Here is an 18,276-nt window from a genome sequence, read left to right as displayed (position 1 = left end):
CTCCGCGTGTTTCTGCGTGCTCCACGTGTTTCGCGTTTCGCGGGCCGACCCACCGACCGGGCTTCAGCGGCAGCCCACGACAGCGGGCGGTGACCCTACCGGTGAGGACGGTGACCACTCACCTGTGCGGACCTCCGCACGGCCGTGCGGGCATATGCGCCAGAATGGCTCGGTGACCCCAGCGACCCGACAGCCCGAGCCACCAGCCCCCCGCGCCTCCCGCACGGTCTCGACCGCGCTCGAACAAGGAGGTACCTCCATCGTCCCGCCCCGCCTGATCGCGACCGACCTCGACGGCACCCTGCTGCGTGACGACAAGTCGGTGTCCGAGCGCACGGTCGCCGCCCTCGCCGCCGCCGAGGAGGCCGGCATCGAGGTCTTCTTCGTCACCGGGCGCCCGGCGCGCTGGATGGACGTCGTCAGCGACCACGTGCACGGCCACGGCCTGGCGATCTGCGGCAACGGCGCCGCCGTGGTCGACCTGCACGGCGGGCCCGGTGCCCACCGGTTCGTCAAGGTGCGGGAACTCGCACGGGAGAACGCGCTCGACGCCGTACGGCTGGTACGGGAGGCCGCGCCGGGCACGGTGTTCGCCGTGGAACAGACGTACGGCTTCTACCAGGAGCCCGCGTACCCCAAGCTGCACCTGGAACTGCCGGACGCCCTCGGGCCCGCCGAGAAGCTGCTGGCACCGGACGCTCCCGGCGCGGGTGAGCCGGTGCTCAAGATCCTCGCCTTCCATCACGAGCTCGAACCCGACGTCTTCCTCACCGTGGCGCGCCGCGCGGTCGGCGGCCGTGCCACCGTCACCCGCTCCAGCCCCAGCGCGCTGTTGGAGATCAGCGGCCCGGACGTCTCCAAGGCCAGCACGCTCGCGCTGTGCTGCGCCGAGCGCGGTATCGCGCCGGAGGAGGTCGTCGCCTTCGGGGACATGCCGAACGACGTCGAGATGCTCACCTGGGCGGGCACGTCGTACGCGATGGGCAACGCCCATCCCGACGTGATCGCCGCGGCCTCCGGCCGTACGGTCGCCAACAACGAGGACGGGGTGGCGGTCGTCATCGAGCGGATCATCGCCGACCGGCTGTAACCACGGGACGCAGAAACGATTCGAGCAGGCATCACGGTCCACCGGACCGCGACCCCGTACCGGGCCGGCCACAGCAACGGACCGACGGCCGGGCCCGGTGGCGGGTACCACGAAGTCCTGCCCAGGTACGGCGGTGGGCCCAGCGCTCGCCGCCGCTGCCGAGGAACGCGGAGATCGTTCCCGTCGTACACCCGGGGGGACACGCCCCCGGACGACGTCCTTCTACAGCGAGCCGGCCCGCGGATCGTACGGCGCCTGCCACACCACCGTCGTACCGCCGCCGCCCTCGCCGAGTCCCGGCCCGTGCCGGCTCTCACCGCCCAGCGCCTCGGCCCGCCGCCTGAGATTCGTCAGACCGCTGCGCCGGCCACGGTCGGGGATGCCGACACCGTCGTCCGCGACGCTCAGGCGCACCCCGCGCCGCCCGTCCCGCAGGGTGACGGACGCGTCGACGACGACATCGATGCGGGAGGCCCCGGAATGCCGGAAGGCGTTGGACAGGGCCTCCCGCAGAGCGGCGATGAGGTTCCTGGCGGTCAGCTCGCCGACAGCCGTGTCCACGGGCCCGACGAAGCGGTGACCGGGCTTGAAGCCGAGGGGCACGGCGGCCATGTTGATCTCGCGCAGTACGCGGGTCCGCAGACCGGACGGGACCTCGGCGGGGCCCTGTTGGAGCGCGAAGATGGCGGTACGGATCTCCTGGATGGTGACGTCGAGCTCGTCGACCGCCTTGCCGACGCCCTCCCGCACCTCGGGCACGCCCGAGCACCGCTGGGCGCTCTCCAGCATCATCCCGGTCGCGAAAAGCCGTTGGATGACGAGATCGTGCAGGTCACGGGCGATCCGATCGCGGTCCTCGTAGACCGCGAGCCGCTCCCGGTCGCGCTGCGTCTCGGCCATCATCAGGGCGAGCGCGGCCTGCGCGGCGAATTGCGCGGCCAGGGTGTGCTCGGCCTCGGTGAACGGGCGGGCGCCCCGTTCCCGGGGAGTGACCAGGGCCCCCAGCAGGCGGCTCCCGCCCTGCAGCGGGAGCATCATCATCGGACCGTACTCGCGGCCGAATTCGGTGAGCACGCGCGGATCGGTGGCCGCGTCGGCGAGGAACACCGCCTTGCCGCCGAGGAGTTCGGCGACCAGCTCGCTCTCCGGGGGGATGACCACACCGAGCGCCTGGGACGGGCGGTCCTTCGCGACCGCGGTGATCTCCAGACCGCCCTCGTCGGCGGGCAGCAGCACGATCCCGGCCGCCGCGCGGGAGAGCCGGCGCGCCTGTTCGGCGACGACCTGGAGCGCGTCCTCGGCGTCGCCGCCCGCCAGCAGCGCCGTGGTGACGGCCACCGAACCGTCGATCCAGCGCTCACGCTGGTGGGCCGCCTCGTACAGCCGGGCGTTGCCGATCGCGATGCCCGCCTCCGCGGCCAGCACACGGACCATGTCGAGATCACCGTCGCCGAACGGGCCGCCGTCGCGTTTCTCGGCCAGATAGAGGTTCCCGAAGATCTCACCCCGCACGCGGATCGGAACCCCCAGGAAACTGCGCATCGGCGGGTGGTGATCGGGGAACCCGCACGAGCGGCCGTCCTCGTCCAGATGCGTGAGCCGTACCGGCCCCGGGTCGTGGATGAGCGCCCCGAGCAGCCCTCGGTGCCCGTCGGGCAGCTGCCCGATCCGCTGGGCGGTCTCCGCGTCGATCCCGTGGTAGGCGAAGTCCACGAGCCCCTCGCCGCCGTCCTCGACGACCCCGATCGCCGCATAGCGCGCGTCCGTCAGCGCCGCCGCCGTCTCGCAGATCCGGTCCAGCGCCGCGTGCAGCTCCAGCTCCGCCCCGACCGCCCGCATCGCATCCAGGAGGCGCGGCACGTCCGGACCACCGTCCGGGTCGGGCGAGGCGGAAGCCTCGGAAGCCACTGACATGCCTTGAGCGTAGTTAGTCGCTTTTACTACCGAAAGTCGGGTACGGAGCCCACGGCGTCGCGTCCACTAAGGGACCCGGGGTCGGACCCGGGGTCCGACCCGGCCTGGCTCGCCACCGATCCGGCGAGCAGATCCCCCGCAGCCTCCCGCTCCACCATCTCCCGCAGCGGCCCCTCCACCACGGACAACTCGGCGTACGCACCCCGCTGCGCCACCCGGCCGTGTGCCAGCACGATCACCTCGTCCACCGCTTCCAGCCCAGCCAGCCGGTGGGTGATCAGCACCGTCGTACGGCCCTCGGTCGCGGCCAGCAGGTCCGCGGTGAGCGCGTCGGCCGTCGGCAGGTCGAGATGTTCCGCGGGCTCGTCCAGGACGAGGACGGGGAAGTCGGCGAGCAGCGCCCGAGCCAGTGCCAGCCGCTGGCGCTGACCGCCGGACAGTCGCGCTCCGTGCTCGCCGATCAGTGTGTCGAGTCCGTCGGGCAGATCGTCCGTCCATTCCAGGAGCCGGGCTCGGGCGAGCGCGTCGCGCAGCTCGGTCTCCGTGGCGTCCTTCCTCGCCAGCAGCAGGTTCTCCCGCACGCTGCTGTCGAAGAGGTGCGCGTCCTGGGCGCAGAGCCCGACCAGCCGGCGTACGTCGTCCCCGTCCATGCCGTAGGCGTCGGTGCCGTCCAGCGTGTACGTCCCCGCATCCGCGTCCAGGAAGCGCAGCAGCACCTGTGCCAGCGTGGTCTTGCCGGAGCCGGAGGGGCCCACGACGGCGATCCGGCGGCCCTGTTCGAGGGTCAGGTCGAGGCCGGCGAGCGCGTCCCGGTCCTGTCCGGGGTGACGGGCCGTGAGGCCGCGCACCCGCAGGGGGAAGGGTGAACCGGGTGCAGAAAGCGGCCGCTCGGGTTCGCGTACAGGGTCGGGGGCGTCCAGGATCTGGTAGACGCGTCCCGCGCTCTCCCGCACCCGCTGCCGGTGCTGGACGGCGAGCGGCATCCCCACAACGGCCTCGAACGCGGCCAGCGGGGTGAGGACGACCACGGCCATCGCCACGCCGCTCAGTCGCCCGCTCGCGACCGCCTGGGCGCCCACGAAAGCGGTCGTGGCGACGGTCAGGCCGGTCACCAGTGCGGTGAGTCCGTCGCCGAGCGCGGTCGCGGTCGCGGACCGGGAAGCGATGCGGGTCAGCACGGTGTCGGCCCGCCGGGTCTCGGCGGAACGGGCTGCCAGCGCGCCCGCGACCGTCAACTCGGCCGTGCCGGTGAGCAGATCGGTGACGCGGGTCGCCAGGACGCCGCGGGCGGGGGCCAGCCGCCGCTGCGCGCGGCGCGCGACGGCCCCGGTAACGAGCGGCACGCCGGCCCCGGCCGCCAGCAGCCCGGCCGCGAGGGCGGCTCCGGCCTCGGGCAGGAGCCATGCGGTGAAGCAGACGGAGGCGGTGGACACCAGGACCGCCGCTCCGGCGGGCAGCAGCCACCGCAGCCAGTAGTCCTGCAACGCGTCCACGTCGGCGACGAGCCGCGAGAGCAGATCCCCCCGCCGGGTCGTGCGCAGTCCCGCCGGCGCGAGACGCTCCAGGCGCCGGTAGACGGCGACGCGGGTGTCAGCCAGCATCCGCAGCACCGCGTCGTGCGACACGAGCCGCTCGGCGTAGCGGAAAACGGCACGGCCGATCCCGAACGCCCGCGTCGCCGTCACCGCCAGCATCAGATACATGACCGGCGGCTGCTGGGACGCCCGCGAGATGAGCCATCCGGAGGTGGCCATCAGGCCGACGGCGCTGCCGAGCGCGAGACCGCCGAGCAGGAGCGCGAGCGCGAAGCGACCGCTGCGGGGACCGGCCATGGCACGGATCCGGGCGAGGACGTCGTCGCGTCCCCCGGATACCGCGAGGGATTCTTCCGGGGCGACCGCGTGCACACCCTCCGGCTCGGCCCGACGGGGCAGCGCCGTGGTCCCGGTGTGTGCGGGACCGGCCGCCGTGGTCGGCGCCCCGGGCTCGAGCCGGACCACCCGGTCCGCCACTCCCAGCAGCGCGGGCCGGTGCACGATCAGCAGGACCGTCCTCCCGACGGCAAGCCTGCGCACCGCCGCCACGACCTCCGCCTCCGTCGTGCCGTCGAGCGAGGCCGTCGGCTCGTCGAGAAGCAGCACCGGCCGGTCCGCGAGGAACGCCCGCGCCAGGGCGAGGCGTTGGCGCTGCCCGGCGGAGAGGCCGATGCCGTCTTCGCCGAGCATCGTGCGGGCTCCGTCGGGCAGCGCGTCCACGAACTCCAGCGCCCCCGCGTCGGCCAGCGCCCGCCGTACCGCCGCGTCGTCGGCGTCGGGGCGTGCCAGCCGCACGTTCTCCACGATCGAAGCGGCGAAGAGGTGCGGCCGCTGCGGCACCCAGGCCACCCGTGAGCGCCACTCCGTCACGTCACATCCCGCGAGATCGGCTCCCCCGACCCGCACCCGGCCCGCGGTGGGTTCCACGAACCCCAGCAGGACGTTCAGCAGGGTCGACTTGCCCACACCGCTCGGTCCGACGAGTGCCACCGTCTCGCCCCGCGCGACCTCGAAGGAGACATCACGGACCGCGTCCCCAGAGCGTCCCGGATAGCGGACCGTCACCGCGTCGAAGGTGATCCCGCCTTCCGGCACGGGAAGCGAGCCGCCGGCCGGCAACGGGGTCTCCAGCACCGAGAAGATCTCCTCGGCCGCGGCGAGACCTTCGGCGGCGGCGTGGTACTGCGCCCCCACCTGGCGCAGCGGCAGGTATGCCTCGGGCGCGAGGACGAGGACGACGATCCCCACGTACAGATCCATGTCGCCGTGGACGAGCCGCATCCCGATGGTCACGGCGACCAGCGCGACCGAGATCGTGGCGAGCAGTTCCAGGGCGAAGGAGGACAGGAAGGCGATCTGCAGGGTCCGCATGGTCGCCTGGCGGTACTCGCCGGTGATCCGCCTGATCGACTCGGCCTGGGCCTTGGCCCTGCCGAAGATCTTGAGCGTGGGCAGTCCGGCGACCACATCCAGGAAGTGTCCCGAAAGGCGTGACAGCAGCCGCCACTGACGGTCCATCCGCGCCCTTGTGGCCCATCCGATCAGGACCATGAAGAGAGGGATGAGCGGAAGGGTGACGACGATGATCCCCGCCGACACCCAGTCTTCGGTGACGATCCGCGCGAGCACCGCCACGGGCACCACGATCGCGAGGCCCAACTGCGGGAGGTAGCGCGAGAAGTAGTCGTCGAGCGCGTCCACTCCCCGCGTGGCGAGGGCGACCAGCGACCCGGTGCGCTGTCCACCCAGCCATCCGGGACCGAGCGCGGCGGCCCGCTCCAGCAACCGTCCCCGCAGTTCCGACTTGACCTCCGCGCTCGCGCGGTGCGCGGCGAGTTCGGTGAGCCATGCGACGAGTGCCCGCCCCAGGGCGACCAGGACCAGCAGGAGCAGGGGGGTGCGAAGCTCCGGAGCCGAATGACCGTGCTGGAAGGCACCGACCACGACTTCGGCGATGAGCATCGCCTGGGCGATGACCAGCGCCGCGCCGACCGCGCCCAGCCCCACGACCGTCAGCAGGAAGACGCGGGTGGCGCGGGCGTACCGCAGCAGACGCGGATCGATTGGTTTCACGTGAAACACACCCCTGGCTCATCCGGCATGTTTCACGTGAAACATGCCCTTACATCGGATTCAGTGCGCGATATCCGCGATGTGATGTGTACCGATCCGCTTGCGGAACACCCAGTAGGTCCAGCCCTGATAGAGCAGGACGATCGGTGTGGCGATCCCGGCGCACCAGGTCATGATCCTCAGGGTGTACGGGCTCGACGAGGCGTTCGTGACCGTCAGGCTCCAGTCCGAATTGAGCGAGGACGGCATGACGTTCGGGAAGAGCGTCAGGAAGAGCATCGCGACGGCGGCCACGATGGTGAGGCCCGACAGGGCGAATGCCCAGCCCTCCCGCCCGGCGCGCGCCGCCACCAGGGCGGCGACCAGAGCGGCCACGGCCACGATCATCGCGGCCAGGGACTTGCCGTCGCCGTTGTCCACCTGGGTCCAGCTCAGGAAGGCGAGCGCCAGCACCGCGGCGACCGGGCCGACCTGGAGCGAGAGCCCACGCGCCCTCTCCCGAATGTCCCCCACCGTCTTGAGCCCGACGAAGACGGTCCCGTGGAAGGTGAACAGTGACAGGGTGACCAGACCACCGAGGATCGCGTACGGGTTGAGCAGGTCGCCGACAGTGCCCACGTACTCGAAGCTCTTGTCGATCTTCACTCCGTGGACGATGTTGCCGAAGGCCACGCCCCACAGGAACGCGGGGATCAGGGAGGTCCAGAAGATCGCCGTCTCCCAGTTGCGCTGCCAGTTCTCCTCGGGCCGCTTGGCGCGGTACTCGAAGGCGACACCGCGCACGATCAGACAGACCAGGATGAGCAGCAGCGGCAGATAGAAGCCGGAGAAGAGCGTGGCGTACCACTCGGGGAAGGCGGCGAAGGTCGCGCCGCCCGCGGAGAGCAGCCAGACCTCGTTGCCGTCCCAGACGGGGCCGATGGTGTTGATGAGGACACGCTTCTCGGTGCGGTCGCGGGCCAGCAGCCCGGTGAGGACGCCGACCCCGAAGTCGAAGCCCTCCAGGAAGAAGTAGCCGGTCCACAGGACCGCGATGAGGACGAACCAGACGTCGTGAAGTTCCATGACTCAGCAGCTCCCTGGGCCTAGTAGGAGAAGGCCATCGGCTTGTCGGCGTCATGGGAGTCGCCGCCGATCCTGGTGGGCGGGTTGAGGTCGGCCTCGGTGAGCTCGGGCGGCCCCTGCCTGACGTACTTGAGCATCAGCTTCACCTCGATGACGGCGAGGACCGCGTAGATGAGGGTGAACACGATCAGCGAGGTCAGTACCTCACCCTGGGAGACTCCCGGCGACACCGCGTCCTTGGTCCTCAGCAGGCCGTAGACCACCCAGGGCTGACGCCCCGTCTCGGTGAAGATCCAGCCCCAGGAGATACCGATGAGCGGGAAGATCAGCGTCCACTGGGACAGCCGCCACCACCAGTCGCCCAGCCTCGGTGTCAGCTCCATGCTCTTGGTGAGCATGAGCTTCGGCACCTCCTCGTCCCCGGTGCGGTGTTCCGGCGCCAGCCAGAGCTTCCGCCGGGTCAGCCAGAGGCCGGCCGTGCACAGGGCCATCGAGACCCCTCCGAAGCCGATCATCCAGCGGTACGCCCAATAGGCGGTGGGGATGTTGGGGCGGTAGTCGCCGGGTCCGAACTTCTCCTGCTCGGCCTTGTTGATGTCGTTGATGCCAGGGATCTTGGCGTTGAGGTCGTTCTTCGCGAGGAAGGAAAGAACCCCGGGTATCTCGATGGCGACCGTGTTGTGGCCCTTGGCGACGTCCCCGTACGCGAAGAGCGAGAAGGGCGCGGGCTGCTGCGAGTCCCAGAGGGCCTCGGCCGCCGACATCTTCATCGGCTGCTGCTCGTACATCACCTTGCCGAGGGTGTCGGCGCTGACGACGGTGAGGAGCGTGCCGACAAGAGCGGTGACCAGACCGAGCCGCAGCGACATCCGCATGGTGCGGATGTGCCGCTTCTTGCGGAGGTGGAAGACCGCGATGCCGGTCATGAAGGCGCCGCCGACCAGGATGGACGCGCTGATGACGTGCCAGAAGTTGACGAGCGCCGTCTCCTGGAAGAGCACCTTGGGAAAGTCCGTGAGTTCGGCCCGCATCGAACCGTCCGCCTTCTTCACGAGCCGGTAGCCGACCGGATGCTGCATGAAGGAGTTGGCGGCCATGATGAAGTACGCCGACAGGACGGTGCCTATGGAGACCATCCAGATACAGGCGAGGTGGATCTTCTTCGGCAACTTGTCCCAGCCGAAGATCCACAGTCCGATGAAGGTGGACTCGAAGAAGAAGGCGATCAGGGCCTCGAAGGCGAGCGGGGCACCGAAGACGTCGCCGACGAAGCGCGAGTAGTCCGACCAGTTCATGCCGAACTGGAACTCCTGCACGATGCCGGTGACGACACCCATGGCGATATTGATCAGGAACAGCTTGCCCCAGAACTTGGTCGCCCTGAGGTAGTGCTCCTTGCCCGTCCGCACCCAGGCGGTCTCCAGGATCGCCGTGAGAGCGGCGAGCGAGATCGTCAGGGGGACGAAGAGGAAGTGGTAGACGGTGGTGATGCCGAACTGCCATCGCGCCAGGGTCTCCGGCGCCAAAGCCAATTCCACGTCGTCAGTCTCCTAACGCCGCCTTGCTGAAGCGGCAGTTTGCCCCTTTTGTCACACGCATCACGGGGCAACCGGGACACGCTTGTGAACGCGTTCACATTCACAAGCAATTATGACGCATGGCTGTTCGAGACGGGACAGGTGGGGGGTCCCTAAACGAGAACCGACCGGCTCCCCCTGCGCGGGAGCCGGTCGGAACCTTGATCGGAGCGGACTAGGACTCCTTGTGGAAGCCCTCGGTCACCTTCAGGAAGATGTCGTTCGCCTCGGTCTCGCCGATCGTCACGCGCACCCCTTCGCCGGCGAAGGGCCGCACGACGACCCCGGCCTGCTCACAGACGGCCGCGAAGTCGAGCGTGCGCTCCCCCAGCCTGAGCCAGACGAAGTTGGCCTGGGTCTCGGGCACCGTCCAGCCCTGGTCCCGGAGCGCCTCGACCACCCGGACACGCTCGCACACCAGTGAGCCGACCCGGCCGAGCAGCTCGTCCTCGGCGCGCAGCGAGGCGACCGCCGCGTCCTGGGCGAGCTGGCTCACGCCGAAGGGCACCGCCGTCTTGCGCAGCGCCGCCGCCACCGGCTCGTGGGCGATCGCGAACCCGACCCGGAGGCCCGCCAGCCCGTACGCCTTGGAGAAGGTGCGCAGCACACAGACATTCGGCCGGTCACGGTAGACCGCCACACCGTCCGGCACCTCGACGTCACGGATGAACTCGCGGTAAGCCTCGTCCAGGACCACCAGCACATCACTGGGCACCCGGTCGAGGAACCGCTCCAGCTCGGCCCGGCGCACCACGGTGCCGGTCGGGTTGTTCGGGTTGCAGACGAAGATCAGCCGGGTCCTGTCGGTGATCGCGTCGGCCATGGCGTCCAGGTCGTGGACCTCGTCCGGTGTCAGCGGCACACGCACCGAGGTGGCTCCGCTGACCTGCGTGATGATCGGGTACGCCTCGAAGGAACGCCAGGCGAAGATGACCTCGTCGCCGGGACCGCAGGTCGCCTGCAGCAACTGCTGGGCGACCCCGACCGATCCGGTGCCGGTGGCCAGGTGCGCGAGAGGGACCGCGAAGCGTTCCGACAGCTCGTTCATCAGGCCCGTGCACGCCATGTCGGGGTAACGGTTGAAGGAGGCCGCCGCCGCGGTCACGCTCTCGATGACGCCGGGGAGGGGCGGGTAGGGGTTCTCGTTCGAGGACAGCTTGTACGCCACCGCACCGGCCACGGCGGGCTTGCCGGGCTTGTAGGTGGGGATACCCTCCAGCTCGGCACGCAGCTTGGGGCTCGTCTCGCTCACCGCAGTCCTCCTCGCGATCACCGCTGGTTCATGACCACCAACGGCTACCAATACTTCTCACCTTATGAGGATTCGGCGCCCCTGCGAATGGGCCGTGGACAACCTCCTGCGACGTCACTCGGCCGACGGCACACACGTACACCCCGGCGATCATCCTCGTACGCCCCGTTGACCACTCCGAGATGCCCCGACGTGATCACCCAGGGTGTGCGACGAGGGTCACACACACCCGGCGGTCATCTTCGTACGAAGGCGTACGAATCGGGGGGCGCGCTCTCCAGAACCGTGCGCGCCGGTGGCTCACGCCGTGGCGCGCATCACCCGTGAAGGTGAGTTGAGACCTCTTCGAAACATGGCCCACTTGGCAGGCCCATGCGCGCCGACAAGTCACGTAGTGCCATTGTATCGTTCAACTTTCTTTGTTTCCAAGGCACTTGGGCTGTTTTGATCATGCAGAAACGTGCCTGTCAACGCGTGCATATGCGTCCGCACTACCCCACCGCATGAGCCCTACTATCGGCTCGCCATGACAGCAGCAGGGAAGCACCAGGTGAGCCGGGCCGACACCACCCGCCGAGGCGGTCGACCGGGCCGGGCGGGTATCAGAGACGTGGCCGCGGCCGCGGGGGTCTCGATCACGACCGTGTCCGATGCCCTCAACGGCAAGGGCCGGCTCCCGGACGCCACCCGACGCCACGTCCGCGAAGTCGCCGACCGACTGGGATATCGCCCATCGGCCGCGGCCCGAACCCTCCGTACCGGAAAGTCGGGCCTCATCGGCCTGACGGTGACGACATACGGGGATGAACCTTTCACCTTCACGGAGTTCGCGTACTTCGCGGAGATGGCCAGAGCCGCCACCTCGGCCGCACTCGCCCGGGGCTACGCCCTGGTCATCCTCCCGGCGACCTCCCGCCACGACGTGTGGTCGAACGTCGCCCTGGACGGAACCGTGGTCATCGACCCCTCCGACCAGGACCCGGTCGTCAGTGAGCTCGTCCGCCAGGGCTTACCGGTCGTCTCCGACGGCCGCCCGGCGGGCACGCTCCCGGTCACCGCCTGGGTGGACAACGACCACGAGGCCGCGGTCCTCGGCATCCTCGACCATCTCGCGGACGCCGGCGCCCGCCGGATCGGCCTCCTGACCGGCACCTCCACGGACACCTACACCCACCTCTCCACCACCGCCTATCTGCGCTGGTGCGAGCGGGTCGGACAGGATCCGGTCTACGAGGCCTACCCCGCCCACGACCCGTGTGCGGGTGCCGTCGCGGCGGACCGCCTACTGGCCCGTCCCGACCGGCCAGACGCCGTCTACGGCCTCTTCGACCCGAACGGCACCGACCTGCTGGCCGCGGCCCGGCGCTACGGCCTGCGCGTACCGGACGACCTGCTGCTGGTCTGCTGCAGCGAGTCCACCGTCTACGCCAGTACCGAACCGCCCATCACCACGCTCTCGCTCAAACCTCGCCGGATCGGCACCGCCGTGGTCCAGCTCCTCATCGACGCCATCGAAGGCGTCGACTCGGACCAGCCGGTCGAGCAGGTGATACCGACGGAGCTCATCGTGCGGACGTCCTCCGAGCGGCGGTCGCCCCGCACGACGGTCAGCCCACCCCGGTCGCCCGAACAGGGGTGAACCCGGCGTCGGCACGAGAAGTCGAGTCCGGCGTCGGCACGCGGGGGTAACCCGGCGTCCGCCGGGGTTGACGCCCGGTGGACGCGCCACGGGGCGTCCACCTGCGCGAGCCCTGCCCAATTCGGGCGAAAACCGTGGCGAACAGGGCTCCTGCTCCGATTCACCACCCCTGGGTCATCACATGGCGCGATCCGCATTCCTATGATGGGCCCACGACACCGCGGGCCGCTGCGACCAGGCAGTCCGATCCGGTGCAGATGCGGCGCGATGGTGGTGGAGGGGTCGATGACTCAGGGGGCCGGTCAGGGACCCGAGGTGCTGCGGACGGAGACGTTGCGCGACTTCCGGGTACCCGCGTACGTCCACGAGACCGGTCCGTACGTGCCGAGCACGCCTCCGGGCGAGCCTCTCGGCGCGGTCGACGGACTCGCCGAGGAACCCGACGGCTACACGCCGACACAGCGCGACCTGCCCATCATCAACCGGGGTGACACGGTTCAGGTCGCCGTCGGCCCCGAGGCCGACCCGGCTCCGCAGCCGGCCGAGGGCCCGGGGCCGCTGTACGTCGTCGGCGATGTACACGGCTATCTCGACCAGCTGATCGCCGCGCTCCAGGAGCAGGACCTCCTCGACGCCGCGGGCAACTGGTCCGCCGGGACCGCCCGCCTCTGGTTCCTCGGCGACTTCACCGACCGCGGCCCGGACGGCATCGGTGTGATCGACCTCGTGATGCGGCTGTCCGCCGAGGCAGCGGCGGTCGGCGGCTACTGCAAGGCGCTGATGGGCAACCACGAGCTGCTGCTGCTCGGCGCCAAGCGGTTCGGCGACACGCCGGTGAACTCCGGCGCGGGCACGGCCACCTTCCAGGCCGCCTGGCTGCTCAACGGCGGCCAGAAGACCGACATGGACCGGCTCCAGGACCATCACCTGCAGTGGATGGCCCGCCTCGACGCCATGGAGGAGGTCGACGGCCACCTCCTGATGCACTCCGACACCACCGCCTACCTCGACTACGGCGACTCCATCGAAGCGGTCAACGACACCATCCGCGAAACCCTCACCCGCAACGACGCCGACGAGTGCTGGGACCTCTTCCGCAAGTTGACCAGGCGCTTCGCCTTCCGCGACGACGGCGGCGCCGAAGCCGTGCTCTCCCTGCTGGACACCTACGGCGGCACCCGCGTCGTCCATGGGCACAGTCCCATTCCGTACCTGCTGGGCGAGGTCGGCTCGGAGGAGGGCGAGAACAGCCCGAGCCCCGTGGTCGAGGAACCCCATCTTTACGCCGACGGACTGGCCATCGCGATGGACGGCGGAGTGACCATGGCCGGAAAGCTGCTGGTCCAGCAGCTGCCCCTGGGCAGCTGAGCGCTCACCGGTCAGGCGTCCGCCACAAAGGACCACGCCGGCCAGGGGGCAATTTCTTGAAACCCCCTGTCACGGCGTGCCGTCACCGCTCTACCATCGGCTTATCCGTAGCAGGCTCCCCTCCGTTTCTGCCCAACGGCTCGTCAGCGTGCGAGCCATCAGCCCTACGGAGCATCGGGGGATGCAGATGAACAGCGTTCCGCAGCACCTGCTGAGTGAGGACCGCCAGGAATACGAGCGGATCCTCGATGAGGCGCTGCGCTCCGCCCCGTACCGCCCGGAACTCGCCGCTGTCGGCCGGCGGCTCAATCCCGAGCAACTGCGCACCATGGCGCTCAACGCCACCGCACTCATCACGGCGGCCGCGACGACCGAGTACGCGCACTACGTGAAGGTCCGCGAGGAACTGCGCCATCCGGCGCCGTCCACCCCAGCCGTCAGCGAGGAGATCGGCTCCACGGAGCCGGGCGTCGCCGCGGTGGGGCTCGCCACCACCATGGGAGAGGTCACCGAGACCGCCGGAGCCGGCGCCATCGCGGTCATCGCGGTGCTCGCTCCCGTTCTCGCCGGAACAGCCGCGGTGATCTTCCTGCTCGTCGGCTATCTGCTGAAGGTACTCGATCCCGAACAGACGTTCGCTCAGACTCTCCTGACCACCGGGTGGGTCTTCGGCGCGGTCACGGCGGCCGCGATATTGGTCGCCGCGGTCGGGCTGCTGCTGACCGCACTGCGCAACGGCTCGTCCTCACTCCAGGCGGGAGCGCACGGCGAGCTCGACGAGGAGGTGGACCGGGCCAGGGAAGCCTGGCGGGATGCCCTGCTGGAGCGCGGCATCATGCCGTTCCTCCGGCACGCCCTCGCCGATCCCGGCGCGGCTTCACTCGACCGTCCGTCACCGACGCCCACCACCGGCCGCATGCCGCATCTCGGCTACAACCGGCCGGGGTTCAGCAGCCCCGACGACGGGCCCGCGGCGGGCCCCCGGCCGAGCTTCTCCAGCCCGGACTTCACGAGCCCTGACTTCGGGGGGCCCGAGCACCAGCCGGAGTGACCCCGGCGGACGACACCGGGGGTGGCATGAGGAACCGGGCCCGCGCCGCCGAAGCGCGGGCCCCGATCGGTGCCCGGCATGCCCGCGTACGGGCCACCGGCGCGGTGGGCGGGATCAGAGGATGCCCTGTCGCCGGGCCGCCGTGATCCAGGAGGGAAACTCGGAGAGCAGCCGGTCGTACAACTCCGCGTCCGGAAGGCCGCCGATGTCGTCCACGGCGAAGAAGCCGACATTGTCGACGCGGCGGCCCGGCAGGGTGTCGAACCGCTCCAGCACCCCGTAGTCGGACCGGCCCAGGCCCACGAACTGCCAGAAGATCGGCTCGTCCACCGCTTCCCGCAGTTCCCGCTCGATCTCGTTGTTGCGATAGACGCCACCGTCGGAGAAGAACAGCACCAGGGTGGGATCGGCGGCCGGATGCTCCCTGACATACGTACGCACTTCGGCGATCGCCTTCTGCTCCTCGTTCTGGATGCCGACCGTCCGCATGTCCACCTGCCCGGCCAGCAGCCCCTTCCGCGGCTTCCTGCTCCGTCGGAAGAGGCTCAGCTCACCGACCCGGACGTGGAGCTTGAGCCACTCGGGCAACTCGCCGAGGGTCAGATCCGGCAGCCGGGCCGCGTGGGAGGCGAACGTCCACGCCTGCATCGCGCCGTCGTCGTCCACCTGCGCGGCCACGGCGGCCATCCGCTCCACCACGTCGGCCACGACGCCCTTCGCGTAGAGGAAGGACATGGACCCGGACGCGTCCAGGATCAGCACCACACGTGCCGTGACACCCTCCGCTCCGTGCTTCCGCAGGCTGACCGCCACCTGTTCCTTGCGCAGGGAGAGCCGCTTGCGCATGTCCACGGGCAGCCGCTCCTCCCCCTTGCTCGGACGCGCCGCGGAGGCCGGGGGCGCCGGTGATGCCGAAGGTGCCGGGGGAGTCCGGGATGCCGGGGGAGCCGGAGGGGCCGGAGGGGCCGGAGGGGACGGAGGGGCAGGCACGGCGGCGGGCGGCGCCACCGGCGCCGAGGCGGGGAGGCCGGGCTCCTCGTCCACGCTGATGCCGAAGTCGGTGGCCAGACCCGCGAGCCCGGACGCGTACCCCTGTCCGATCGCCCGGAACTTCCACTGTCCGCCGCGCCGGTACAACTCGCCGCCGATGAACGCCGTCTCCGTCGTCGCCTCCATCTCGAAGCGCGCGAACTCCCGCCGCGTCCCGGCGTCGAGCAGCCGCAGGGTCAGCCCGGACAGCTGACCGAAGGTGCCGCCGTCGGCCGAGGCGCCCAGCACGACCCGCTCGATCTGCGGTTCCAGCGAGCGCAGGTCCACCTCGACCGTGTCGGTCGTGACACCGGCGTCCCGCCGCTTCCCCAGGTGGCGTACGGCACCGGAGGCGTGCCGGGGCTGGTTGTAGAAGACGAAGTCCCCGTCGTCCCGGACCCGACCGTCCGCACCGAGCAGCAGGGCCGAGGCGTCCGCGTCCGGCGCGCCGGGACCCCCCGTCCAGCCGAGCACGGCCCGTACGGCCCCGACGGCCACCGGAAGGTTGGCGCCCTTGCTCATGGGTGTCGATGTCATGGGCTCAGTCTGCCGACGGAACCCGGCCGTCCGCAGGGGGAGGTCCCGAGACATACCGGCCCGGCGGACGGTGCCGTCCTCCGCGGTCTTGGGGGAAGTGGTGCCCAGGGTGCGCCGGACCCTGGGCACCACTTCCCCGGAGCGTCGGTGCGTCAGTCCGCCAACGGCAGGTACACCCGGTTCCCGCCCGCCGCGAACTCCTTCGACTTCCGGAGCATCCCCTCGGCGATCTCCTCGGGCGAAGCCCCCTCGGCCGCGGAACCACCGAACTGCTCCGCGATGCTCTGGCTGATCTTCATGCTGCAGAACTTCGGGCCGCACATGGAGCAGAAATGCGCTGTCTTGGCGGGCTCGGCCGGCAGTGTCTCGTCGTGGAACTCACGTGCCGTGTCGGGGTCGAGGGCCAGGTTGAACTGGTCCTCCCAGCGGAATTCGAAGCGGGCGTCGGACAGCGCGCCGTCCCATTCCTGCGCGCCCGGGTGTCCCTTGGCGAGGTCCGCCGCGTGGGCGGCGATCTTGTAGGTGATGACGCCGGTTTTGACGTCGTCACGGTCGGGCAGGCCCAGGTGCTCCTTGGGCGTGACGTAGCAGAGCATGGCCGTGCCCCACCAGGCGATCATCGCGGCACCGATGCCGGAGGTGATGTGGTCGTACGCCGGCGCGACGTCCGTGGTCAGCGGGCCGAGCGTATAGAACGGAGCTTCATCGCAGATCTCCTGCTGAAGGTCGATGTTCTCCTTGATCTTGTGCATCGGGACATGTCCCGGGCCCTCGATCATCGTCTGTACGTGGAAACGCTTCGCGATCGTGTTGAGTTCCCCGAGCGTCCTCAACTCGGCGAACTGGGCGGCGTCGTTGGCGTCCGCGATCGAACCGGGCCGTAGCCCGTCGCCGAGCGAGTACGTGACGTCGTAGGCGGCGAGGATCTCGCAGAGCTCCTCGAAGTTCTCGTAGAGGAACGACTCCTTGTGGTGGGCCAGGCACCAGGCCGCCATGATCGAGCCGCCGCGCGAGACGATGCCGGTCTTGCGGTTGGCGGTGAGCGGTACGTACGGCAGCCGCACGCCCGCGTGGACCGTCATGTAGTCCACGCCCTGCTCGGCCTGTTCGATGACCGTGTCCTTGTAGATCTCCCAGGTCAGCTCCTCGGCGCGGCCGTCGACCTTCTCCAGCGCCTGGTAGAGGGGCACCGTGCCGATGGGAACGGGGGAGTTGCGCAGGACCCATTCCCGCGTGGTGTGGATGTTCCGGCCGGTGGACAGGTCCATGACCGTGTCGGCGCCCCAGCGGGTCGCCCAGGTCATCTTCTCGACCTCTTCCTCGATCGAGGAGGTCACCGCGGAGTTGCCGATGTTGGCGTTGACCTTCACCAGGAACCGCTTGCCGATGATCATCGGCTCGATCTCCGGGTGGTTGACGTTCGCGGGCAGCACCGCGCGGCCGGCGGCGATCTCCTCGCGGACGACCTCGGGGTCGACGTGCTCGCGGACCGCCACGAACTCCATCTCGGGGGTGATCTCGCCGCGGCGGGCGTACCCGAGCTGGGTGACCGCCTCTCCGGGGCGGCCCCGACGCGGCTGACGCGGCCGGCCCGGGAAGACCGCGTCGAGGTTGCGGAGGCCCCCGCGCGGCGACGTGTGCTTGATCCCGTCGTCCTCGGGGCGGACCGGACGGCCCGCGTACTCCTCGGTGTCACCCCTCGCGACGATCCAGTGCTCGCGCAACGGAGCGAGTCCCCTGCGTACGTCCGTGTCGACGGTCGGATCGGTGTACGGGCCGGAGGTGTCGTACAGCGTGACGGACTGACCGTTGGTGAGGTGCACCTGACGGACCGGCACCCGCAGGTCGGGGCGCGAACCCCCGACGTATGCCTTGTGCCACCCGATGGACTGCCCGGCCCCCGTGGGCTCTTCGCCCGGGGACACGGCCGACGGCTCGTCCGTCTGGCTGGAGGCAGGCGTGCGTACGTCCTTGTTGGTCATGAGACCTACTCCCTACGCCGGCATTACCCGGTAACAGGTTCAGCGGTCGACGCAGCGGTTTCCGTCCGCCGATGTTTCATGTGAAACATCGCTGAGACGGAGGTCAGCGCCCTCTCAGCCCGGTGCTCCGAGCTCCCGCGTGTGCAAAGGTGCTTCCACGCTAG

11 protein-coding genes and 1 riboswitch are annotated in these 18,276 nt (G+C 70.0%); of the genes, 4 read left to right on the top strand and 7 right to left on the bottom strand.

Features of this window, described 5'->3' with window-relative positions; all coding sequences use genetic code 11:
- The first annotated feature begins 172 nt into the window (after positions 1-172).
- Positions 173-1,090 (top strand): HAD hydrolase family protein, encoded by a 918-nt coding sequence (locus ACFVTC_RS23245; protein ID WP_390129917.1) that lies wholly within the window; start codon positions 173-175, stop codon positions 1,088-1,090.
- A 222-nt stretch (positions 1,091-1,312) separates the two neighbouring features.
- Here the strand turns inward: ACFVTC_RS23245 and ACFVTC_RS23240 are convergent, their stop codons facing one another.
- The 5 genes from ACFVTC_RS23240 to hisC all read right to left on the bottom strand — a co-directional run bounded on the left by ACFVTC_RS23240 (position 1,313) and on the right by hisC (position 10,506).
- Complete coding sequence (locus tag ACFVTC_RS23240) at positions 1,313-3,004, bottom strand: GAF domain-containing sensor histidine kinase (protein ID WP_390129916.1); 1,692 nt, start codon at positions 3,002-3,004, stop codon at positions 1,313-1,315.
- A 26-nt stretch (positions 3,005-3,030) separates the two neighbouring features.
- A complete protein-coding gene (gene cydD, locus ACFVTC_RS23235) occupies positions 3,031-6,612 on the bottom strand; it encodes a thiol reductant ABC exporter subunit CydD (RefSeq protein ID WP_390129915.1) in 3,582 nt (1,193 codons plus the stop codon).
- A gap of 60 nt (positions 6,613-6,672) precedes the next feature.
- Positions 6,673-7,677, bottom strand: a complete 1,005-nt coding sequence (gene cydB / locus ACFVTC_RS23230; protein ID WP_390129905.1) for a cytochrome d ubiquinol oxidase subunit II — start codon at positions 7,675-7,677, stop codon at positions 6,673-6,675.
- A 20-nt stretch (positions 7,678-7,697) separates the two neighbouring features.
- Positions 7,698-9,215: a cytochrome ubiquinol oxidase subunit I gene (locus tag ACFVTC_RS23225; protein WP_390129904.1), complete on the bottom strand. Its 1,518-nt coding sequence runs from the start codon at positions 9,213-9,215 to the stop codon at positions 7,698-7,700.
- 214 nt (positions 9,216-9,429) lie between these two features.
- A complete protein-coding gene (hisC, locus tag ACFVTC_RS23220) occupies positions 9,430-10,506 on the bottom strand; it encodes a histidinol-phosphate transaminase (RefSeq protein WP_390129902.1) in 1,077 nt (358 codons plus the stop codon).
- 526 nt (positions 10,507-11,032) lie between these two features.
- On the opposite strand from hisC, the gene ACFVTC_RS23215 reads away from it, so the two are divergent.
- From ACFVTC_RS23215 to ACFVTC_RS23205, 3 genes are all read left to right on the top strand, one after another.
- Positions 11,033-12,145 carry a LacI family DNA-binding transcriptional regulator gene (locus ACFVTC_RS23215; RefSeq protein WP_168529007.1) on the top strand — a complete coding sequence of 371 codons (1,113 nt, stop codon included), beginning with the start codon at positions 11,033-11,035 and terminating at the stop codon, positions 12,143-12,145.
- A 285-nt stretch (positions 12,146-12,430) separates the two neighbouring features.
- Positions 12,431-13,513: a metallophosphoesterase gene (locus tag ACFVTC_RS23210; protein WP_390129900.1), complete on the top strand. Its 1,083-nt coding sequence runs from the start codon at positions 12,431-12,433 to the stop codon at positions 13,511-13,513.
- 181 nt (positions 13,514-13,694) lie between these two features.
- Positions 13,695-14,564 (top strand): hypothetical protein, encoded by an 870-nt coding sequence (locus ACFVTC_RS23205; protein ID WP_390129899.1) that lies wholly within the window; start codon positions 13,695-13,697, stop codon positions 14,562-14,564.
- Positions 14,565-14,678: 114 nt separating this feature from the next.
- Here ACFVTC_RS23205 and ACFVTC_RS23200 read toward each other — a convergent pair whose 3' ends face one another.
- Together ACFVTC_RS23200 and thiC are read right to left on the bottom strand one after the other, a co-directional pair.
- The gene (locus tag ACFVTC_RS23200) at positions 14,679-16,130 is read right to left on the bottom strand and encodes a VWA domain-containing protein (protein WP_390129897.1); all 1,452 of its coding nucleotides are present in this window, start codon (positions 16,128-16,130) and stop codon (positions 14,679-14,681) included.
- Positions 16,131-16,282: 152 nt separating this feature from the next.
- Positions 16,283-18,112 carry a phosphomethylpyrimidine synthase ThiC gene (gene thiC / locus ACFVTC_RS23195; RefSeq protein WP_390129895.1) on the bottom strand — a complete coding sequence of 610 codons (1,830 nt, stop codon included), beginning with the start codon at positions 18,110-18,112 and terminating at the stop codon, positions 16,283-16,285.
- Positions 18,105-18,261, bottom strand: a riboswitch (TPP riboswitch). Its footprint overlaps the gene before it by 8 nt.
- Positions 18,262-18,276: the final 15 nt, after the last annotated feature.

The sequence above is a fragment of the Streptomyces sp. NPDC057950 genome (assembly GCF_042887295.1).
Lineage (GTDB): Bacteria > Actinomycetota > Actinomycetes > Streptomycetales > Streptomycetaceae > Streptomyces > Streptomyces kaempferi.
This window is presented reverse-complemented; position numbering and strand designations above follow the sequence as displayed.